The 23,003-nt window shown below is 43.4% G+C and carries 18 protein-coding genes; 13 read left to right on the forward strand and 5 right to left on the reverse strand.

Going from position 1 to position 23,003, the window contains the following annotated elements; translation table 11 throughout:
- Nucleotides 1-2 precede the first annotated feature (2 nt).
- The 3 genes from QNO02_RS14285 to QNO02_RS14295 all read left to right on the forward strand — a co-directional run bounded on the left by QNO02_RS14285 (nt 3) and on the right by QNO02_RS14295 (nt 5,538).
- Nucleotides 3-1,766 (forward strand): sensor histidine kinase, encoded by a 1,764-nt coding sequence (locus QNO02_RS14285; protein ID WP_249910728.1) that lies wholly within the window; start codon nt 3-5, stop codon nt 1,764-1,766.
- Nucleotides 1,767-1,782: 16 nt separating this feature from the next.
- Nucleotides 1,783-3,309, forward strand: coding sequence for a response regulator transcription factor (locus QNO02_RS14290; protein WP_289392506.1), 1,527 nt, complete (start codon nt 1,783-1,785; stop codon nt 3,307-3,309).
- Between the two features lie 243 nt (nt 3,310-3,552).
- Entirely contained in the window at nt 3,553-5,538 is a 1,986-nt protein-coding gene (locus QNO02_RS14295) for a methyl-accepting chemotaxis protein (RefSeq protein WP_289392507.1), read from the forward strand.
- A gap of 80 nt (nt 5,539-5,618) precedes the next feature.
- Here the strand turns inward: QNO02_RS14295 and QNO02_RS14300 are convergent, their stop codons facing one another.
- Nucleotides 5,619-6,491 (reverse strand): helix-turn-helix transcriptional regulator, encoded by an 873-nt coding sequence (locus QNO02_RS14300; protein WP_249910725.1) that lies wholly within the window; start codon nt 6,489-6,491, stop codon nt 5,619-5,621.
- A gap of 245 nt (nt 6,492-6,736) precedes the next feature.
- Between QNO02_RS14300 and QNO02_RS14305 the strand changes: the two genes are divergently transcribed.
- Both QNO02_RS14305 and QNO02_RS14310 read left to right on the forward strand, forming a co-directional pair.
- The gene (locus QNO02_RS14305) at nt 6,737-7,936 is read left to right on the forward strand and encodes an MFS transporter (RefSeq protein ID WP_289392508.1); all 1,200 of its coding nucleotides are present in this window, start codon (nt 6,737-6,739) and stop codon (nt 7,934-7,936) included.
- Nucleotides 7,937-8,153: 217 nt separating this feature from the next.
- Entirely contained in the window at nt 8,154-8,909 is a 756-nt protein-coding gene (locus tag QNO02_RS14310; protein ID WP_289392509.1) for a gamma-glutamyl-gamma-aminobutyrate hydrolase family protein, read from the forward strand.
- Nucleotides 8,910-9,016: 107 nt separating this feature from the next.
- On the opposite strand, the gene QNO02_RS14315 is transcribed toward QNO02_RS14310, so the two are convergent.
- The gene (locus QNO02_RS14315; protein WP_289392510.1) at nt 9,017-11,341 is read right to left on the reverse strand and encodes an MMPL family transporter; all 2,325 of its coding nucleotides are present in this window, start codon (nt 11,339-11,341) and stop codon (nt 9,017-9,019) included.
- 20 nt (nt 11,342-11,361) lie between these two features.
- Nucleotides 11,362-12,009: a TetR/AcrR family transcriptional regulator gene (locus QNO02_RS14320; protein ID WP_289392511.1), complete on the reverse strand. Its 648-nt coding sequence runs from the start codon at nt 12,007-12,009 to the stop codon at nt 11,362-11,364.
- Between the two features lie 236 nt (nt 12,010-12,245).
- On the opposite strand from QNO02_RS14320, the gene QNO02_RS14325 reads away from it, so the two are divergent.
- From QNO02_RS14325 to nspC, 4 genes are all read left to right on the forward strand, one after another.
- Nucleotides 12,246-13,139 (forward strand): TetR/AcrR family transcriptional regulator, encoded by an 894-nt coding sequence (locus tag QNO02_RS14325; protein WP_091030609.1) that lies wholly within the window; start codon nt 12,246-12,248, stop codon nt 13,137-13,139.
- A gap of 217 nt (nt 13,140-13,356) precedes the next feature.
- Nucleotides 13,357-14,616 carry a cytochrome P450 family protein gene (locus tag QNO02_RS14330; RefSeq protein ID WP_289392512.1) on the forward strand — a complete coding sequence of 420 codons (1,260 nt, stop codon included), beginning with the start codon at nt 13,357-13,359 and terminating at the stop codon, nt 14,614-14,616.
- A 939-nt stretch (nt 14,617-15,555) separates the two neighbouring features.
- Nucleotides 15,556-16,794 (forward strand): saccharopine dehydrogenase family protein, encoded by a 1,239-nt coding sequence (locus QNO02_RS14335; RefSeq protein WP_289392513.1) that lies wholly within the window; start codon nt 15,556-15,558, stop codon nt 16,792-16,794.
- A gap of 1 nt (nt 16,795) precedes the next feature.
- Complete coding sequence (gene nspC / locus QNO02_RS14340) at nt 16,796-17,923, forward strand: carboxynorspermidine decarboxylase (RefSeq protein WP_289392515.1); 1,128 nt, start codon at nt 16,796-16,798, stop codon at nt 17,921-17,923.
- A 184-nt stretch (nt 17,924-18,107) separates the two neighbouring features.
- On the opposite strand, the gene QNO02_RS14345 is transcribed toward nspC, so the two are convergent.
- Complete coding sequence (locus QNO02_RS14345) at nt 18,108-18,881, reverse strand: SDR family NAD(P)-dependent oxidoreductase (RefSeq protein ID WP_289392516.1); 774 nt, start codon at nt 18,879-18,881, stop codon at nt 18,108-18,110.
- Between the two features lie 111 nt (nt 18,882-18,992).
- Between QNO02_RS14345 and QNO02_RS14350 the strand changes: the two genes are divergently transcribed.
- Entirely contained in the window at nt 18,993-19,349 is a 357-nt protein-coding gene (locus tag QNO02_RS14350) for a MerR family transcriptional regulator (RefSeq protein WP_036670900.1), read from the forward strand.
- Nucleotides 19,350-19,439: 90 nt separating this feature from the next.
- Nucleotides 19,440-20,312, forward strand: a complete 873-nt coding sequence (locus tag QNO02_RS14355; RefSeq protein ID WP_036670902.1) for a YitT family protein — start codon at nt 19,440-19,442, stop codon at nt 20,310-20,312.
- Nucleotides 20,313-20,386: 74 nt separating this feature from the next.
- Here QNO02_RS14355 and QNO02_RS14360 read toward each other — a convergent pair whose 3' ends face one another.
- Nucleotides 20,387-21,058, reverse strand: coding sequence for a cyclase family protein (locus QNO02_RS14360; RefSeq protein WP_289392519.1), 672 nt, complete (start codon nt 21,056-21,058; stop codon nt 20,387-20,389).
- Between the two features lie 166 nt (nt 21,059-21,224).
- Between QNO02_RS14360 and QNO02_RS14365 the strand changes: the two genes are divergently transcribed.
- Both QNO02_RS14365 and QNO02_RS14370 read left to right on the forward strand, forming a co-directional pair.
- Nucleotides 21,225-21,419: a hypothetical protein gene (locus QNO02_RS14365; RefSeq protein WP_017688524.1), complete on the forward strand. Its 195-nt coding sequence runs from the start codon at nt 21,225-21,227 to the stop codon at nt 21,417-21,419.
- A gap of 216 nt (nt 21,420-21,635) precedes the next feature.
- Nucleotides 21,636-22,769, forward strand: coding sequence for a serine hydrolase domain-containing protein (locus QNO02_RS14370; RefSeq protein WP_289392520.1), 1,134 nt, complete (start codon nt 21,636-21,638; stop codon nt 22,767-22,769).
- Nucleotides 22,770-23,003: the final 234 nt, after the last annotated feature.

Genomic DNA, 23,003 nt, shown 5'->3' on the forward strand with positions numbered 1-23,003 from the left:
GAATGGCAAAGCTCATACATAAAGCAACTCAATTCAGTTTGCAAACAAAGGTGTTTTTGACGTTTCTGGCTCTGCTTTTGTTTGTGCTGGGCTGTTTTATCGTTTATGTGAATGTGATCGTTGTCCGCCCACTCAAACTGAAAACGGAGCAGGATACGCTCGTGACCGCTACAAAGGTAAGAGAGCAAGTTGATCTCTACGTGGAGCAACAGAACCAGATGTCGCAGCGAATATTATCCAGCAAAAATATTTTTGCGGCCATGGACAAGAGCTCCTCAGCGCATAGTAATTATGAAAGGCTGAAACAGATTCGGATCATCAAAGACATCATGTTCCAAGCCATCGGGCCGAGCATGAATATCAAGGACATGTCCATCTATGATAAGCAAGGCGTTCTCTTGACGTCATATCTGGGTTCGGGCAATCCTCCCGCAATCCTGAACACCATGATGGAGAGTAGTCAGATCGGACGAGATTGGATGGAAAATGGTTTTGTTCTGCTGCGCCAAGACGATACCATCTCCTTTGTGCGCACGATTAATGATCAGAACGGCAAGGTGTACGGTTATCTTAGCATTCAGATGGAACAGGCCTATATACAGAACCTTACGGAAGGTATCACAGCAGGGGATGTCTATATTCTGAATGAACATGGGGAGCAGATGACAGGCACGGCAGACGGTGTGACATTTGCCAATTGGACGAAACCTTCATCAGACGAGGGACTAGATGTGGACAAAGACAATAATTATATCACACATTCCACTTCACCCAATACAGGTTGGATCACGTATATCATAACGCCAAAAAAATCCGTTCTGGGCTCGATCCATTCGGTTCAGACGATGTCCATTCTGCTGATTACAGCACTGATGCTGGTTTCATTTGTGTATATCTTCCTGTCGACACGTAACCTGCTGTTACCCATCCGCAAGCTCCGCGGTCAGATCTGGCGCATGAACTACAGCAATATGAATCTGAAAGTGGATGAAACGCCCAAGAATAACGATCTTTTATTACTGAATGAAGCCTTTCAGGATCTGATGGAGCGACTGCAACAATCCATTGACCGGGAAAAATCGGCGCTTCATGAAGAAGTAAAGGCGCGTAATTCGGCGCTGCAAGCCCAGATTGCACCTCATTTTATTCATAATGTTCTATACCTGATCAGTATTGCCGCCCAAGAGGGGAAGACCAAAGTTGTATCGGATATGTGCAAACATCTCTCGGACAGTCTGCGTTATATTGTCTCTTCACCATACGCGCATGTGACATTGGCTGAGGAGCTTCAACATACAAGACATTATTTGTCCCTTGTACAACAAAAGTACGAAGAGGATCTGGAATGGGACATCCATGCTGACGAGCTGGCGAACGAAATCCGGTTGCCACGGTTGGTTATTCAGCCGTTTGTGGAAAATTGTATCGAACATGCCTTTGCCAACACCGCGCCGCCTTGGCGTATTCAGATTACCGTGAAGCAATATAACGGATTATGGGCTTTGGAGATCAAGGATAACGGAGAGGGGTTTCCACCGGATAAGATCCAGGAGATTTTAGCCAATATTCAGGCATCGGCTTCCGGAATGAACCAGACGGCCGATGGTGCCACAGCCCTTGGTAACATGGGGATTATCAACAGTGTCAATCGACTCAAACTAATGTATAACAACCGGCTCTTTATTAATATATTTAACAATCATGCGGAAGAGCAACATGGAGCAACAATTCAAATCATCGGCTCACTGACAAAGGATTTTTACTAACTAGGAGGCATAGGCGATGTATAACGTTATGATCGTTGAGGATAGCAAACCGATATTACGTAATATTAAAATGCTCTTGGAAACGCTCAACTTCCCGATTCGTGTAGCGGCTACGGCAACGAATGGAGAGGAAGCTTTGGCAGCGATAAAGCAGTCACCGATTGATCTGCTGTTGACAGATATTCGAATGCCAAAAATGGATGGCCTGTCCCTGATTGAGCAAGCCAAAATTGCCAATCCGGATCTGAAGGTCATCTTGATTAGCGGTTACAGCGATTTTGAATACACAAGAAAAGCATTGAACCTGCAAGTGTTTGACTATTTGTTAAAACCTGTCGAGCGAGAGGCGCTTGAAGAAGTCATGGGTCGGGTAATTGACCAACTTGATCAACAGATGTCCAAGGAACTGCTGGATTTGCAGGAAATCATTCATCCCCAATGTGAGACTACGCCGAAACAGGGGGAGGAGTTTCCGCCTTTATTCAGCCAGATGATGATCATTATGAGCAAACAGCCTTTTACCGCAGGGCATGAACGCTGGGTACAGGTGGAACTTGAGGGCATAGTGCAGGATTTTTTTGCATTCCATCCTTGTCGTGTGTACACCAGTCAAACCCCATATCAATTTGTTGCTTTTGTTAACAAGAGTGCACTTGAGGTGTACTCTTCCGTACATGAATGTCTTGAATCGTTGCGACGGCATTTGGTTGCGCATGACATCGATGCGATCATTGGAGGACAACTTCTATTCGCTGAGTCTGGTAATCTGCCGGAGCTCTATCACCGCATGTCGTCCATTTTGTCTGAGCAGCAACGGTTGAAACAAGGAATAGTGCTGGATACCGGGAATCCGGTGTCGATGGCCAGATCTGAGACAGGCTGTCTGGATCCGGTGCAGGAATCTGCTTTTGTACAGATGATACAGGCTCGGCAGAAAGAACGGTTTGTTCTTAAGTTATCTGAATTGCTGAATCGATGGGCAGAGGAAAATGTACATATGACCGAGGTGGAGCGGTTTATCGGATTGATTGTAGACACGTTTGCTCATCTCTACGAAGAACAGGGGTCGGGCATGAGATTGGGTCTGGAGCTTCGGTCAAGACAATTCGCCCATGCACAGTCCTATGCCGATTTTTGCCGAGAAATGACGGAATGGACGGGACAGTGCTTCGATATGCTGCAATCCCACGTTCGAAAAAGCAAGGCGATCCTGTTCGAACAGATTGACGATTACGTAAAACTAAATAAATACTCTCCATTGTCTATCAACGACATTGCCATGAAGTTTCACGTTAGCCCGTCGTACGTCAGCAGAGTGATCAAAAATGCAACCCAAATTACGTTTGTTCAGTATTACACCCAGCTTCGCATTCAGGAAGCCTGCAGACTGATGGAAAGTCAACCGGACATGAAGTTTAAGGAGGTATCCGATTTGCTGTCGTTTAGCGATCAGCACTATTTCTCGAAGGTGTTCAAAGAGTATACGGGGCTAAGTCCTACGGATTATAAACAACAGATGTCTGGTATAAAGACCCAATCATAGTTAACAAACCCTTTTTACTTATGCTATAATACTAAACAAATACGGCTTGTTACTGAATTCATTCAGGCAATACCTATGTATATACATGCTCAAAGTTTCTTTGGGTGTGCATATATATGGGTTTTTTTGCGTTTACTGGCCGATTGATTCTACCAAAAATGAATAAAGAGAGGAAGATTGAAATTGAAAAAGGAAAAGAAAAAAAGGTCATTTTATAAGAGAGGAGGAGCCGGTTTACGATTAATGAGCACTAGACTCATTGCAGCTTTCCTCGCGGTACTTATTATTCCTACTGCACTTATCGGTTATTTCTCATATCATAGTGCTAAAGATCAGGTACAACAAAAAATGACAGATCCCATCAATACCATATTAACGATGACCGGACAACATATTAACAATCTGGTGGGGGAAAAAGCAGAATTATTGAGTTACATAGACAGCATGTATGGCTCCGATCCCAGTCAGGCGAACAACGAAGCACTACAAGTAGGAATCGACCAGTTAGCTGATACATATCCTGATATTCTTGCCATTACCGTAAGCAACGACCAAGGCAGTGTTATATCTTCTCCAGCAGTAGAGGATGCAACATTTGATCCACGCAGCACAGAATGGTACACCAATGGTATAAGTAACAATGGATCACTCTATTTTTCGAGTATTATGAAAGATCCGGTATCCGCGAAGATTTATGTAGAGATTTCAAAGGCTCTTTCAGATGCTCAAGGTGTAGCAAGTATTAAACTTGATCTGGAGCGATTAGCAAATGAAATATCGAATGTGGATGTAGGAGGTAATGGGAGCCTGATTGTGGTTGACTCCAATCGAACCATCGCAGCTTGGTCTGGTGCCATTGTAAAAGGTGGCGGAGGAGAACTCGGCGGAGCGCTCATCGAGGGAATTCCAGTTCATCCAAATACGGCTTCAAGTTCCGATGAGCCGATGGCATTTTCTCAATTTGTCAGAACAGATCTGGCGTATGATCTAGAGGTTTATAACGGTGTTAATGCTTTGACGGGGTGGAATGTCATTGCTTTGATGGGCCATGAAGATTTTATCGTCGCAGCGAAACCCATCATGGTGTCGAGTCTAACGGTCATTGCTGTATCTGTATTGATTGCCGGTGTAATTATTTTCTTCATTCTGAGATCTTTTATTGTACCTATGCAAAAACTGCGAAAGGCCACCCGCAGTGTAAGCGAAGGGAATCTGTCGGAACGAGTGAATCTTAAAACCGAAAACGAATTTGGTATATTGGCAAATGATTTTGACCAAATGACCAGTTCCCTTCAATCGGTGGTTGCTGAACTTCATCAGACGTCATCGTTGTTAAGCCACTCTTCCCAAATGATTCAGGAAAGTACAGAACAAACCACCCAATCGGTTCAACATGTGGCGGAAACGATGCACCAGACTGCTGAATCAGCTATCGTTGGGGCGGAAAATTCGGTACAAACAGCAAACGCCGTAGAAGAGATGGCGAGAGGCATCAGTACAATTGCAGAATCTGCGAGTGCCATCGTTGATTCGGCTGAAGAGACGGAGCGCGCTGTTGCTAATGGTGGAAAAACCATAAACCAGGTCGGAGAACAAATGGAACACATCCTCGGAGCTGTTGAAGAAACCTCGGCATTGATTAACGAGCTGTCCAGTCTATCCGCCGAAGCCAATCGAATGAATGAAGCGATTGCGGATATCTCTCGGCAAACCAACCTTCTATCAATGAATGCCTCTATTGAAGCATCAAGAGCAGGAGAACACGGTAAAGGTTTTGCTGTCGTTGCTGGTGAGGTGCGCACGTTATCCATGCAATCCAAACAGAGTGCGGACGACATTGGTGCTACCATTGGCAAAATGCTCGATCTGATTGCAAAATCCACGTCCCTTATGAATGATAAAGTTCGCAATCAAGTTGGTGAGGGAATGCGGATCAGCCAAGAAGCTTCCGCAACCATATCCAACATTGAACAATATACAGCTCATATCGTGGATCAAATTCAGGATATTTCCGCTGTCTCCGAACAGTTGTCAGCCAGCACGGAAGAAGTCTCGGCTACAGTTGCCGCGATGAGTCATATCTCTAAAGTGTCGGCAGATAGCGCTCAGACAACTTCAGCAGCAGCCCAAGAGCAAATGGCGGCAATGGAGGAGATATCTGCATCCTCTGCACAGCTATCCAAAACAGCTGAGAACATGCAAGAGTTGGTTCGCCGGTTTAAGCTCTAGAGTAGAAGTAAGTAAATGTAAGGAAACGTGTTAAGCAAAAGGCGCTCTCCAAATGGAGCGTCTTTTTGCGTGTGGAGGGATTAGTAAGAATGTGATGCCTCATCCCCAAACATATCCTTTTGATTCTTTTTTCGGAAACTTCGTGGTGATTCACCAACCGTTTTGGTAAATAAAATCGTAAAGTAATTGGGGTTATCGTAACCGACCAGTTTGGCGATTTCCCATATTTTTTTGTTGGTTGATACTAATAATCGGGTAGCTTCCCCCATTCTTCGTTGAATCAGGTAATGATAGGGAGAAGTGCCATAGTGATTTTTATACATATGAATTAAGTAATAAAAATCGATATGAAATTGATCTGCTAATTCTTTAAGTTTAATGTTTTGACGATAGTTGGTATCCAAATAGTCTTTAATGCTCTCAGCAAGGTTGTTACTCCCATTACGCTCCCCAATAGGATGCTGTTGACGGGACTGCCGATCGATGATCAGAAGTATGGCTTTCAGGACATGCCCAGAGATAGATTCATAACCATGTTCCCGGATTGAAAATTCATTGAAGAGAGTCTGCATTAACGAATGGAGCTCATCGGAATATCGGTTTGCTCGAATGATCGGTTTGTTAGAGGGAGGGATGACCCAATCCCCAAGGGTGTGAGTGCCTTCTGTAAAACGAAAGCCGCAATAAAAGGTGGATAACGGGAATTCAGGATTGGACTTTTCCTCGTGAAGAGTACCCTTATTATAAATGAGCATGTCACCTTTTTGAGCCCAGTGTTTGGTGCCGTCAATGGTGAACAATCCTTTGCCTTCAGTTACGTAGATAATCTCATGCAGATCGTCATGTTTATGAGTCGGAAAGCTCCAATGGGGATTGTCGGCCAGTTTGCCTACATAAATAATGGTGCAATCTCGATTTGGATGCAGTTGGACGGGTTCGTGATGTGTATTCATCTATGTCTTCCCTTCAAAATATGTAATGAAAGTCTGTGCTGAAATGACAACATATATAATGTTTTGGAACAAAACCACAACAACCTTGATTGTCGGCATGGCGTATCTGACAGTACAATTTCACTATCCAAAATGTACTATATATCGAAAGTGGAGGGATGGGAAAGCAGAAAATACATGAATTAATGATCGTAGACAGAATTGAAGCGCTTGCAACATTGGAAAGGATTAGTGAGAATTGATTTATGACTAGAAATAGAGAGAACCTGCTTATTTTAACGCTTACGCTCGTTAGCTTTGTACTGGGAACAACCGAGTATGTCATTGTGGGTGTGTTGAAAGAAATTGAAAGTTACATGAAGATATCGCTTGCTGCCGCGGGTATGCTTGTCTCCGGTTTTGCGATTGCATACGCGGTGGGTACACCGTTTGCTGTAGCCTTCTTGGCCAAAATATCCAGAAGAAGTTCCATATTGATTGGATTTGCAATCGTCCTAGCATTAAATCTGTTGACCGTGTTCTCAACAACGTTTTATTCTCTAATGGCCATTCGTATTGTTTCGGCTGTTGCTTGTGGACTTACGATATCACTCTCGATCTCAATCGTAAGTGACGCAGTGAACCGGGAGCGAAGAGGGGAAGCTATTGCCTGGATTTTGGGCGGATTTTCAATTGCAAATGTGCTAGGTGTTCCACTCGGTACATTTATCGGACAACATCTAAGCTGGTCCATGACGTTTGTTGTTACGGCGTGCATAGGTGTTGTACCATTGCTGTTCATGTTCCGTATTCTGCCACGCCAAACAACTACGATTGCCGGTTCGTTCAGTGATCAGATGTCTCTCTTTGTGAAGCCACGCATATTGCTTGCCTGTCTGATCCCTGTACTGGGAAACAGCTGTATTTTCGTCGTTTTTACGTACATTACGCCACTCCTGAGTGAGACGATGGGTGTGCCAGTACAATGGATTAGTGCCATACTTCTGATCTATGGAGCCTGCAGTATCCTGAGTAACTGGATTGGTGCCAAAATAGCCAAGGGTGACTTCCTGCCCAAGCTCAAGCGACTTTTCGTAATTCAAGCCATCATCTTCCTAGGGCTGAGTTTTACCGTTACCAATCTGTGGATCGGCTTGGCTTTTCTGTTCCTGATTGGATGTCTGTCATCCTCCATGAGCGCGGCATCCCAGTTATATTTGTTTGATGTGTCAGGGGCGATCGCGCCGGGGTCCAAAGCATTTGCATCTACACTGTTGCCTGTGGCGGCCAATGTGGGTATAGCGTTAGGATCCGGCGTCGGGGGAATTGCCGTCAATATGGGTGGTGTCCAGTGGGTGCCTCCAGTTGCTGTGATGCTTGCCTTGTTGGCTTTTGTCGTTACCCTGATATGCCAGCGTTTCATCCAAGTGAATTCAGACGAAACAACCACTGTAAAAGCAGCTTAGATGAGATGATGTTTAAACTAATCAGATGAATCCATATCCGTGGTATTTGTAAGTACAAACAAAGTCGCTTTTATGCGGCTTTGTTTGTTTTTTTTAGTTTTCCAGCATTCCGGATGAAACGGGTTCGTAGATGATAGAGGTAGGATAATGCAATAATTCAGTGAATTTATAAATGAAGAGATCTGATAAAATGAATGAAAAGCTGGGAGGTAAAGCCATGAAAAAGCCCATGATCGGTGTACTGCCTTTATATGATACTGACAAAAAAAGTTACTGGATGCTTCCAGAATATATGAACGCGATAGAAGGAGCAGGTGGGATTCCAATTATGCTGCCTTTGACAACGGATACCGAGATCATAGCAACGCTGGCTAATCAGTTCGATGGGTTCCTGTTCACCGGGGGACATGATCTCAATCCTGAGCTGTATCATGAGCATGCAGAGGTTACCTGTGGAGAGTTGTGTATTGAGCGCGATATGATGGAGTCGATATTATTACAAAAGGTAATTGAGCTTGATAAGCCTGCCTTTGGCATATGCCGTGGACTACAGCTATTTAACGTTATTTTGGGTGGAACGTTGTATCAAGACATTCCGACTAGTTTTCAACTTCATGGGAACAAGTTCGTTAATCATAAGCAAAGTCCGCCGTATACGAATCTTGTACATAATGTACATAGTGAGAAAAATAATATCCTATACGATATTTTGCTAACAGATACGATAAAAGTGAACAGTTATCACCATCAGGGAATCAAAATGTTGTCGGATAAGTTAACTGCTGTGGCTGTCGCTGAAGATGGACTCATCGAATCCGTGGTCATGCCAAACCGTTCATTTGTTTTGGCTGTGCAATGGCATCCAGAGTACAGCTACAAAGTAGATGACTATAGTCAAAAGTTATTTGCGGCGTTTGTTAATGCTTCTAAATCCCCGTCCTATACTATCCATATTGAAGACATAACCGCATAAAATGTGAAAAAGAAAAAAGACCTCCTGTTTATAAAAACAGAGGAGGTCTTTGTATTGGTGAATGTAGTCGTGATATTAATCGTGGTATCACCATTCTATTGGTAGGATTATTTTAATCCAGACTTCGTGTTGGCATGCTCTTCAGCATTCAGGGAAGCAATCAGCTTCTCGCCTTCAACATCCAGGTTTGGCAGAATGCGATCCAGCCATTTTGGAAGTGCCCAAGCTTTGTCTCCAAAAATAGCCATGATGGCAGGGACCAATCCCATTCGGATAATGAAAGCATCAATCAGAATGCCTACAGCCAAAGTGAAACCAATCTGCTTGATCATGACATCATCAGTGAAGATAAATCCTGCAAATACAGAGACCATAATCACTGCTGCGGCAACAACCACGCGACTTACCTGATTGTATCCATGAACAACGGATTCAGTCCCGCGATGACCATGCACATAGGATTCCCGCATGGAGCTAACAAGGAAGACTTGATAGTCCATCGCCAGGCCATACAGGATACCTGTCACGATGATCGGCATAAAGCTCAGCAGCGGACCGCCTGTATCGAAACCAAAGAGCGAATGCAGCCAGCCCCATTGGAATACAGCAGTTGTGATCCCGAATGTAGCCAGGATACTAAGCAGGAAACCAATTGTTGCTTTGATGGGAACGATGATCGAACGGAAAACGAGTAACAGGATGATCAGCGAGAGCAAGATTATGATACCTACATAAATAGGGAACACCTGCGCCAGTTTGGCTGACATATCGATGTTTACAGCTGTAAGTCCAGTAACTCCAAGTTTCACATCATAGGTCTGTGCGATGCTGGAATCAGCCGCGCGTAGATCAGTGACCAGTGTTTTAGTGAGATTATCGTTAGGACCCGTTTTTGGAATGAGACTGAAAATAGCTAAATCTTCTGTCATACCAAGCGGTGTGACTTGTGCAACGTTATTCTGTCCTTGGAGTTCCATCACCAGACCGCCCAAGAGTTCCGGTGTAACTTTTGCGGATGATTGATTAGGCTCTGCGACCAGAATAAGTGGCCCGTTAAATCCTTCTCCGAAGCCTTCGGAGATGGCATCATAGCTTTGTCTTGCTGTTGTATCCAGATTCGCTGAGGAAGCGCCAGGGATACCCATTTCCATTTTGGTAATCGGCGTCGCGGCAAAACCAAGAATGACGATGATGGCGATAATGGTAGCCCAACGATTTTTGATAACGAATTTCACCCATCTGTCCGCGACTCCGCGGCTAGTGGATTTAGGATGTTTCGTGCTTTTCTCACGAGCTTTGGCGGAACAGATGCGTTCTCCTACCAATCCGAGTAAAGCTGGCAACAGGGTTAAAGCAACGAATACGTTGATGAGTACGGTGGCAGCTGCGACCAAAGCCATCGTAGACAAGAATGTGAGACCGATGACAAGCATACCGCACAGTGCAATAATGACGGTTAATCCGGCAAAAAACACTGCGCTGCCCGATGTGCCAATGGCTCTTGCTGTTGCTTCTTTTGCACTCAAGCCCTGATCAATAATCATTCGACGTTGACGATTAACAATGAAGAGAGCGTAATCGATTCCGACAGCCAATCCAACCATGAGAGCTAGGACGGAAGTGACACTAGGCATTTCGATGAATTTGGAGATGGAGAACGCACCACCAACTCCAATGGCAACACCGAGGAGTGCAGTGATCAGAGGTAGACCTGCTGCAACAACGGAGCCAAGGGTGATCAGCAATACAATGACAGCAATGACCAGTCCGACAATCTCTGCCGAGCCGACTCCAATCGATACCGTTTTGAGCGTTTCGCCCGGCAGCACCTTAATATTGGTTCCTTGCTCTACCGTCATAACAGATTGAATAACGGAATCAAATACATCCTGTGTTATGGCAGACTGCTCAATTGTAAATTGGAACTGGAACAGTGCAATACTGCCGTCCGAAGAGATCAGCATTCCAGGTACAGGAACACCATCCACCATCAAAGGTCCATAGGGAGGAGGCGTGGTTGTTGCGGATTGCGCCGTATCAGTAGCCTGAGCATTCTGAGCCATTTCCGCCTGAGCACCCGAATTACCTGCTTCAGCTGCATAGTCCGCGGGGTTAATGACTTTGTCTAATCCGTAAACTTCATTAACACCTTTCATCATGGCCGCCAAACGTTCAGGCGTATCCAAACGCTCGCTGTCTGGAGCTTTGAACACAACACTTCCTTGACCGCCGGAGGCGGCTGGCAGTTCTTTTGCCAATTGATCCAGAACCTTCTGTGACTCTGTGCCTTCAATCTTCATTTCAGAACTGATGTGAATACCATTGATGCTGATCATGGAGATGACAATTCCCAGAATTAAAACCCAGCCAATGATGAAGTAGGCAGGTTTGCTAAAAGCGGTTTTCCCCACTCTGTATAATAATGTAGACATTTCTCTATTTTACACTCCCTCTATGATGAATGTGGATGGTTGGCATGTTCGAATCCTGCCCGTAAATGATTAAACGTGGTTTCCAAAAATTGATCGAAGGTTAAAGCGCCGGGCTTGGTATCTTCAGTCATGACTTGTCCGGGCAGCAACACATTGAGTCTTCCATCAATTAATGGCAGTATCGATCCATATAGTGCGTTAATCAGAAGATAAGTATAGATCTCGTCATATTTCCCGTTAGATAAGTCTAATAAGGTATCTTGTGCCTGCGTCTGCATCCGGTGCATGGCTCCAAGGTAATGCGGTTCAAGCACAGGATAAGTCTGGGATAGTGAGAGCAGCTGATGAAGCCTTCCAATTAGTTCTGTTGTAAGCTGCATCTTGATCAGGTTATACAGTACGTCAAGCAAGGAGACGTTGTCGGGCATTTCGGTAAGTAACTCTTCGAGTTCCGTTGTATTCTGAACGGATATTGCACCTCTTGCTACGGCTTCCTCTTTACATGTGAAGTAGTTTGCAAATGTTCTACGTGAACAACCCACCTGATGCACGATATCTTCGACCGTAAAGCCATCAAGCCCATGTTCAAGGGTAAGTTCAAATGCAGCACCAGCAAGTGCTTTTTCAGTGGCTTCTTTCTTCAAATGTCGCAAGTTTCTTTTAATCATTATTCTCCGCTTATGCGTTCACCTCCAACACCAATGACTATGGTTTAATTCTTTTTAAGAAGAGCACACTTACTGAATATGCACTTTGTGAGGTTTATCATATCAACAAGTTGCCCATTGTGCAAATTTACTCATTGTGCAATTATTTTATATGATGGCTATAGTGCGAATCAATACTTCAACTCCTGAGGAATGAGTGTTAAAATCAATAGAAAAACTTGGGGCGATAACGAGACATGAGTAGTCGTAAACAAAGTTTATTGGAAACAGCACTTGCACTATTTTTAGAGCATAGCTATGCAAATACAACAATCCAGATGATCCTGGATCAATCAGGTGTATCCAAAGGCACATTCTACAAATTCTTCAGTTCCAAAGAAGACTGTTTATATTCGATTATTGATCAGCGCATGCAAGAGGATGTTTTCATTCGCAAAGAACTTGAACAAAATCACTATACATCGGATTATGATCTGCTCGTAGACCAGATTGCGATTCCTATGTCTGTACCTAATAAAGAGCGAGTATGGGAATTATATTGGACGGGCTTTTATTCCGGGGAGATCAACTCAGCCAAACTGGCTACAGTTCACCTAAAATGGCTGTCCACACGCCTGATTCAGGTGTACGGAAACGATATTAGCTTATATGCCAACGAAGGGGCAATATTGTGCTATGGCATATTACATCAGATTGCCAACACATCAAGAAGTCTAAATACGCAAAAACCGGTATGGAGCGAAGTGGTTCCAAAAGTACTAACGTACATTGAAGTGATCCTAAGAACAATGCACCAGAGAAATGAACATATTTTCGACTTTCAGTCTCTCTATTTCCTGAATGCCGATGAGCGTAACCATGATATGGGTCTGGACATCGATAATGTATTGATCGAATTTGATGAGTTCAACAACCGTGTTCAAAAATCCAAGGAATCTGCAGCATTGAAGCAACTTTCGAAGGGGCTTTTAGCGTTATTACAGGATCAAGAGGATTTAAATATTCCTGTAATCGAAGTGGTACTTCAAGCGTTTCACAAAGAGTACAAATCCAGTGCGTTTCAATCGGAAGCCAATAGAGTGACCGAAGCCTGTTGGTGGTATTTGGAACTGGTGAAACAACGTAATTAATATGGGGGTTGGCTAATAGCCGACCTCTTTTTTTATACTTTTTATGCTTGTAATTATAAATATTATACTAATCGTATATAAATGAAATAGTGTTATAACAGTTGTTTACTGCCGTTAAATCTATAATATTTGAAAATAAATAGACTAGTAGTATATAATCGAAATGAACATATATTTCCATAGATTTGAATAACTTCACTTCGAAAGGAAGATTATAATGAATCATTCGAATAACCAGACCTCAGAAAAAGTAGAATTTAATTTATTTAGCGAAGAAAATAGTAAAGATCCATTTGCCATGTTTGCACAGATGCGTGCCAAAGGTTCCGTTGTTCCTATACCTAATCCAATGGGTGGAGCAGGGCGAACCTGGATTGTAACTCGGATGGACGTTGCCATGGAAGTGCTGAAAGATCACTCTCGATTTACGGTAGATATGAACTCTATTGATAGTGGCAATGATATTCGAAAGAATCTCTCAGGCGAGCTTGGTTCGTCGGAACCCCAGACTTTTTTTACCGGAAAGTCGATGCTCTTTGTTGATGAACCGGATCACCGTAGACTGCGTAGCCTGGTTTCCAAAGCATTCACTCCAAGATATATGGAAAGCCTGCGTCCACGCGTCCAGGAAATTGCCGATGAGTTGATTGACCAATTCGAAGGAAAAGGAGAGATGGATCTTGTAAAAGACTATGCCTATCCTTTCCCAATCAACGTTATTTCCGAGATGTTGGGTATACCTCAGGAAGACCGACCTCAAATCCATGTATGGTCTGAAGCCATTGCAAAAGGTCTTGGTTTTGGTAAACAGGACCCTGCAGTAGCGCAGCACTTGCGATCATTTGCAGAGTACACCTCACAGCTTGTGGCGAACAAACGAGTAGAACCTTCTGATGACCTCATCAGTCAATTAATTGCGATTGAGGAGGAGGGTGATCGATTGAATGAAGATGAATTAATATCCATGATCACGTTATTAATATTTGCTGGGCATGAGACAACTTCCAATCTGATTGCAACCGGCTCTTATCTTCTTCTGACACATCCCGAACAACTGGAACAACTGAAACAAGATCTGAATCTGGTTCCTTCTGCAGTGGAGGAGTTGCTACGATATAACGGACCCGCCACTTCTTCAGGTCCTCGTTATGCAACACAGGACACGGAGTTGGATGGACAATTAATTCAAAAGGGAGATGTTGTGATTCCCCTTCTGAAATCAGCGAATCGGGACGAGCACCAATTCACTGATCCAGAAGAATTGGATATTGAACGCAAAATAAAACGGCATTTGGCCTTTGGACACGGCATCCATATGTGTCTTGGCGCTCCACTTGCTCGTGTAGAAGGGGACGTGGCGTTTACTACGCTTTTACGTCGGCTACCGGATCTTCAGCTCAGCATTCCTCAGGAAGAGATTCATTGGCACTCTGCTTTGTCATCACAAGGATTGGCATCTTTGCCTGTTAAATTTTAATAGATGAACTTAGTATGACTCACTGAGTATGACGAATTTTCGTCATACTCTTTATTTGTATTGATGATAGAATGGAATGAATAGAGGTTAGCCGTGTCATTGAACGATCCTTAATGTGAAGGATAAAATGAGTACATAATTTTTTGTTGTAGAGGTAAACTATATGAATAAAGATGAGTTTTTTATGCATAAAACCATTGAGATTGCTCTGCAAGCTCGCAAAGAAGGAAACGAACCATTCGGCCCATGATCAATTAGCGGAAATTGCTGGTGGCAACATCATGATCGCGTGTGAAGGAGTATTTGACAAAAGTCCTCAAAAGCCTGAAGTAACAGGGGAATTACTTAATACAGAGGGCTTGAAAGTCTTCGAGGGATATCAATTTCATTCCAAGTCGTAATCCGGTCAAAAAAATAATTTTTGATAATTGCTTGATTTTTTTTTCAACGTCTGATAGTGTAAGACCTGTGATTTTGGGAAGTTAATTTATCAATATGAATTAGAGCTTTCCAGCAGATAATTTTGACCACTTCACCAGGAAGTTAAGGCCATACGGACAGCCGGGTCAAACGCCGATTGGCAACTTACGTTGCTTTATTGATTGAGTTCAAAGCTCAAATTTTATAAGTTGGTTACTTTACAACCAGTGCAATTGCACATCAACTTGTGAAACGGTCAATAAGAGTGGTAAAGGCGAATTATTTGCTATATAGACTCTGATCCAATATTGATATACATGAAGGAGCTTTCCGCCAAAGGAGTTCTTGTGAACTTTTTTGGTCATGGAGACTTCACGTCTTTTTTATGATGTATATCGATAAGCAAGTGTGATGATGCGCGATTGCGGGCATTTTTCACCTTGCTTTTTTTGTTGTCTTGTTGTTGTCATCGTATTAAACCAATAAAAAAAAATACATATTGGGATAGGAGAATGTAAAATGGGAAAAGCACTAATCATCGGCGCCGGCGGCGTTGCTTCCGTGGCAGTACACAAATGCGTTCAAAACAGCGAAGTTTTTGAGGAAATCTGCATCGCGAGTCGTACAAAATCCAAATGTGATGAGCTCAAAGCCAAGCTGGACGGCGGAAAAACAAAAATCACGACAGCACAAGTAGATGCTGATAATGTTGACGAACTGATCGCTCTGATCAACGAAGTTAAACCGGATATCGTAATGAACCTTGCTTTGCCGTATCAAGATCTGACAATCATGGATGCTTGCCTTGCAACTAAAACAAATTACATGGACACAGCAAACTATGAGCCACATGATACAGCGAAGTTTGAATACAGCTGGCAATGGGATTACAAAGAGCGTTTTGAACAAGCAGGCATCACTGCATTGCTCGGTAGTGGATTTGACCCAGGCGTGACAGGCGTATTCTCCGCTTATGCCCTGAAGCACTACTTTGACGAAATTGAGTACATCGACATTTTGGACTGCAATGGCGGCGACCACGGCTATCCGTTCGCAACCAACTTCAACCCTGAGATCAACATTCGCGAAGTATCTGCGAACGGAAGATACTGGGAGAATGGTGAATGGATCGAAACAAAACCGATGGAAATCAAACGTGTCTACGACTTCAAAGAAGTTGGCGAGAAAGACATGTACCTGTTGTACCATGAGGAATTGGAATCTTTGGCAAAAAACATGCCAGGTCTGAAACGTATCCGTTTCTTCATGACATTTGGTCAAAGCTACCTGACTCACTTGAAAGCTCTTGAAAATGTAGGCATGACTTCAATCGAGCCTATTGAATATGAAGGTAAACAAATTATTCCACTGCAATTCCTGAAAGCAGTACTGCCTGATCCAGCATCCCTTGGACCACGTACTGTAGGTAAAACAAACATCGGTTGTATTTTCAAAGGCAAAAAAGATGGTCAAGACAAAACATATTATGTATACAATATCTGTGATCACCAAGAGTGCTACAAAGAAGTTGGTTCCCAAGCAATCTCGTACACAACAGGCGTTCCAGCTATGATCGGTGCAGCAATGGTCATGACAGGCAAATGGAACAAACCAGGCGTATATAATGTAGAAGAGTTCAACCCAGATCCATTCATGGAAGAGTTGAACAAATGGGGCCTCCCATGGGTAGAAGACTTCAACCCGATACTCGTTGATGAGCTGCCAGAAGAAGTTAAAGAATCGGAGCTTGTTCGTTAAAATGCGGTTCGAGCAATTACCGACACCATGTTTTGTTGTTGACGAGGCGCTTATTGAGAAAAACCTGCAAATCCTGAACGGTGTTATGCAGCGTACAGGTGCCAAAATCGTGCTGGCTCAAAAAGCATTCTCCATGACTGCGATGTATCCGCTGATTGGAGAATACCTGAGCGGTGCAACGGCGAGCGGTTTGTATGAAGCACGCCTGGGCCACGAGGAAATGGGCAAAGAGAACCATGTCTTTGCTCCGGCATATCGCGCAGAAGAGATCGACGAGATTCTCTCCATCTGCGACCATATTATTTTTAATTCTTTTTCACAGCTTGCAAAATTCAAGGATAAGGCGCTTCAAGCTGGCCGTAAGGTCGGCTTGCGCGTTAATCCTGAATGCTCTACTCAAGAAGGACACGAGATCTACGATCCGTGTTCTCCGGGTTCGCGTTTTGGCGCGAAACAAGAGGATTTCCAAGCAGATCTGTTGGAAGGTGTCTCCGGACTGCACTTCCACACACTGTGTCAGCAAAATTCAGATGATCTGGAGACTACGCTGAACGCAGTTGTTGAGAAGTTCGGACAATGGCTGCCACAAATGGAATGGATCAACTTCGGTGGTGGGCACCATATCACACGTGAAGATTATGATATTCCAAGACTGGAAGCATGCATCAAGCGTATGCAGAACGACTATGGCCTGGAAGTATATCTGGAGCCGGGAGAAGCTGTTGCGCTGAACGCGGGTTATCTGGTGACCTCTGTGCTTGACTTCCATAAAAACGGTATGGACATCGCTATTCTGGATACTTCAGCTACGTGTCATATGCCGGATGTGTTGGAAATGCCATATCGCCCGCCGCTGATCGGTTCGGGAGAAGTGGGTGAGAAGGCTCATCTGTATCGCCTAGGTGGACAAACCTGTCTGTCTGGTGACGTGATTGGGGATTATTCATTCGATCAGCCTTTGCAGGAAGGCGACCGTCTGGTATTCGAGGACATGGCGATTTACTCCATGGTGAAAACCAATACGTTCAACGGCATGCCGCTTCCAGCGATTGCAGTCAAAAGAAAAGACGGCGATTGCGAAGTTGTTCGCGAATTCGGATATCAGGATTTCAAAATGAGGCTGGCATAATTACTTCATTATATAGTAAACATTAATATAGAATTGAAAATAAAACAAAGAAGGGGACCTGGAGACAGGTTCCCTTTTTTACGTTAACTGATGTTTAACGATTAGATTTAATGATGTTTATCAGTGAGGTTAGATGAATGTTTACAGGTATTGAGCCGACTTGGCTTCGACTTCAGTTTTCGGGTTAATTTTGTGGTTTCGAGGCTGCTCTTGCTGCATATGGAAAGATCGGTTCTCTGAGCTTAAAGTCATACGTCAACCCATCCACAATGCCGACTACACTTTCACTGTCATACAACTGCAGCAAAAAACCAGCCATTTGTTCTGCCGTATGGAATTTGGGAACTCTGCCCTCATATTCAAACTCCTCTACATTAAAGGAATGTTTAGCAAATTCCGTCTCGGTTGCAGCCGGTGCGAGCACTTTGGCTTGCATTGCTGCGTTCTTGCCTTTCAACTCTTGCGCAAGCCCTTCCGTAAACGCACTTACATAGAACTTGGTTGCGCAGTAGGTTACTGCATCGGCTACAATCGTATATCCACCACCAGAGGAGATATTAATGATCTGTGTGCCATCAACATTTGCATAATCACGTACATACAGGGAAGAAAGAATCGTAAGAGCTTCTATATTTAGATGAAGCATCTGCTCAATTTTGGGGAGGTGTTGTTCGCCCACGGAAGCAAAATTCCCGAATCCGGCGTTGTTAATCCACGTCTCAATGGAGTAAGCTTGAAGACTCTCATAGAAATCATGCACATTAGTTGCAATGGACAGATCCACTGTACGAATGACAACATCCAGATCAGGATTGATTTCAGCTACTTTTGCTTTTAATTTGTCCAATTCATCGGTTCTGCGTGCAGCCAGGATCATATTTTTGCCACGAGCTGCAAAAGCTAAAGCCGCTTCATATCCAATGCCTGAACTGGCACCGGTAATCACTGTATATTTCATGGGAATTCCTCCTGAATCTGATTTCATTTTTTATTGTGATGTGACCACGAGTTGATTATACTGATTAGAGCTTACTCTAAGTCAAGCGGGAAAATGGAGGGGAGGTTAACCATGCATACCATAGGTGAAGTGGCAGAATTACTCCATATCAGTGCACATACGTTGCGTTATTATGAGAAGGAACAGATTGTAACTCCTCTCCGAGATGCCAGTGGAGACAGGCGATACAACGAGTCACACCTGAAGTGGCTACAATTTGTGATCAAATTAAAAGAGACTCAAATGCCCATTGCTATCATTAAGAAATATGCGTCCTTGTTTCAGGAAGGGGAGCATACGGCGGCGGATCGTTTAAAGCTGCTGGAGGAGCATAAAGAGTCGATTCAAAAACAGATGCACATACTTAACACAGCAGATGAGATGCTTGAGCATAAAATTTCGTCGTATCGAACGCTCATCGGACAATGAACTAACACACACAAATGACGATCTATTGCCAAAACAGTGATTTTTATTATAGACTGTTTTTTATCGGTTGTTCATCAAGGGGGAAATGCAATGCATCAAAACAGAAAACAAAAGTCAAACAAGTTAAAGATTCTCTCCAAAGTATTATTGATTATCATTGGGGGATTTATAACGGCATATGGCCTGGAAGCCATATTGATCCCGAATAATGTCTCAGATGGTGGTGTCACAGGTCTGAGTATCGTAGGATCACAGCTGTTCGGATTACCACTGGGGATGCTCATCGGGATTATTAACATTCCATTTGTGTGGCTCGGGTACAAGCAAATCGGAAAAAGCTTTGCGTTATATTCGATCATCGGTATTGCTTCACTGGCAATCAGTACGAGTCTGATGCACCATGTACCAACTATCATTGAAGGTGATACCTTGCTTGTTACGGTTGTCGGCGGGATTATTATCGGTTTTGGTATGGGACTTGCATTACGTAATGGTGGCGCATTGGATGGCATAGATATGCTGGCTGTACTCCTTTCGCGAAAAGTACCTTTTGGAACCAGTGATCTCATTCTGTTCCTCAACATGTTTGTATTTATTGTCGTTTCTACCGTGTTTGGTCTGCAAGGTGCGATCTTGTCAGGACTTGCGTATTTTATTGCTTCTAAAGTAATACATATTGTTGAAGAGGGCTTGAGCGGCTCCAAAACGTTTAAAATTATTACGAATCAACCTGAGATTATGGTTGAAACCATTCGGGACCGCTTAGGCCGTGGAGCAACGTATACTGAGGCTTACGGTGGCTACTCTAATGAGCAATTCAAGGAAATTACTTGTGTCATTAACCGGATGGAAGAGAGTAAAATTAAAGATATCATTCACGAAATTGACCCAACTGCTTTTGTAGTCGTATACGATGTAGCTGAAGTAAGAGGTGGTAATTTCAAAAAGAAAGATATTCACTAACATACAAAAACGCGCTGACAGGAGGAATACTCTTGCCAGCGCGTTTTTGTTTTACCATATGTATATAAAAAAAATCAAGCTTCCGTAAAAACTGTACTGAAGCTACTGTCAACACCTTCAATATACAATGGAACAGCATATACCTTTTCAATTCCAGATAAATCATGGTTTAAATTCATATCCTCTATAAGTAGAATGAACTTGCCATCAACCCGACCTTTCCCGAGCATAATCTGATGAAAAGTGATAGCTTCATCCACATGAATCACAGACCCAGAAGAGATCATATCCATTCCAACTGCTCTCAATGAATCAAAAACCATCAGGTAACTTGCAGCATCTGCTGCAAACCCTGGGTTATGATCACTATAACGAACAGGGTCAGATGATCGAAAATTTCCAAAACCTGTGCGTATGAGCAGTAGATCAGAGCCAGCGATCTGGTGTTCATACGGCTCCAAGTCAGCTTTTGTAATAAGTTCATCATCTCCTTTGGGAATATCGAGGATTGTTGGATGAGTAAAGATAAAGTAGTCTATTGGAATCTCGCTTATTTTTAGACCTTGCGGATTGAAATGCCAAGGCCCGTCAATATGAGTTCCATTATGGTCGAGAGATGTGATGATAAATTGGTTATACAGATCTCCTTGATCTATGCTGGACTGCTGCTGAATCTCAACAGGAGGGTTATCTTTATAAACGGGAGTATTTACACTAAGAGGATAGGACAAGAGGATCCGCTTCATCTGTTGTTCTCTCCTTTATGTCACACAGTTTCTATATAATGTTTGGTGAATGTATGGACTCATATTATGAAAGGAATCGGTATTTCATGCATAAGTACAGCTCTCTTATGGAAAACTTCTATAGTGCGAATACAATGCATGATTTCATGTATGGGAGGTTAGCATAGTGACAAAACAAGACCCGCAAGAGCTTTTGAAGCAAAAACACGAGCTGGATGAACAAAAAAGACAGTTCACTAATTTTTCGCGGAATATTTCTGGTCATGGTGAGGTTGAAGCTGGTCAAGAGTTCAGTGTTGACCGGGTACCAGATGATCAAAACCGTATGAAATCGGTTGAGAACAGACGCGGCGAAGTCTAAAACGTTACAACATAAGCCGATCCTTTCATGGATCGGTTTATTCGTGTGGAGCAGTGTGATGCACAAAGAATATGTATTGTAATTGCACATAGGAGAGTATATAGGTGGTGGTCAATCGTTGTAAAAGGTCGTATATTATTAATATGTCGATTGTGGGATTGAATATGGACCACATCGCAATATGATAAACGATTTTACATAGAAGGACGGGAAAAAATGGATTTTAAACCGCTTGCTTCATTTATTGACCGCATTACATCCTGGCGTATACCGTGGGCAGAGGTGCTGGTTATGCATCGAAATGATACCGTTTTCCATTATCGTAATGGATACGCCAATCTGGAAGACAAAACACCTATCGGTGATGGAGCGATCTTCAATCTATACTCCATGACCAAAATCATGACCTGCGTGGCAGGATTGCAACTGGTAGAGAGAGGTGAAATGCTGTTAAGTGATCCACTGTCCGATTATCTGCCAGAGTATGCTGATATGACCGTGAAGAAAACGATGGCGAACGGAGAGATTCGGCTGGAAAAGGCGACAAGAGCCATTACAGTGCGCGATTTGTTCACCATGACCGCCGGGTTCTCCTATGACGTGGGTAGTCCAAGCATACAGGAAGCTGTCAAAAGAACCGACGGAACATTGCCGACACGTGACTTCGCGAGAGCGCTTGCAAAAGAACCACTGCTGTTTGAACCAGGAACACACTGGAATTACAGCATGTGCCATGATGTGCTGGGAGCCTTGATTGAAGTGGTCAGTGGTAAAAGCTTTGGTACGTATCTCCGGGACGAAATCACCGGACCACTGGGTATGAATGATACAGCGTTTAATCTGAACGATGAGCAGCAGAAGCGCCTGATTCCGCAGTATGCTTATAATGATGAGCTTGAAAAGGCTGTACGTATGGATGGTAATGGATTCCGTGTGGGTACCGAGCTGGAGAGCGGCGGTGCTGGGTTATTGTCAACCGTTAGTGATTATGCACGTTTTCTGAACGCACTTACTGGGCTTGGTACAAGTCCTGAAGGTGTACGCATTTTGTCACAAGCTTCAGTGGAACTGATGCGAACGGATCACCTGAACGAGATGACTCGCGGTGATTATTCGTGGGATCATATGTATGGATACGGCTATGGACTAGGTATTCGTACACATATCTCCAAAGCAGGCAGTGGTTCGCTGAGCCCACTGGGTGAATTTGGATGGAGTGGTGCTGCTGGTTGTATGGCCATTATTGATCCGGATTCAGAGCTTACGGTCATGTATGCCCAGCATCTGCTCAACAGTCAGGAACCATATGTTCAACGACGCTTACGTAATGTGGTATACTCCTGCCTATAACTCATATCGTATTCGTAGTTACTTGAAGAGCCGCTATATTAGCGGCTTTTTTTATGTTATATAGATCGAAAACTATTGATTTAGATTGTTATATATTTCTTTATTAGAAAGGGTATGTTATCATTCTTAGGAAAATAGTACTAGTAGGAGGATATGCTTATTGAACATTAACTTATATTAATTACATAGCTTGATCAAGATTAGGACTCTAGCAAGTACCTGTTTGAAAGTTGA

It is taken from the genome of Paenibacillus sp. PK1-4R (genome assembly GCF_030369595.1).
Classification (GTDB): Bacteria; Bacillota; Bacilli; order Paenibacillales; family Paenibacillaceae; genus Paenibacillus.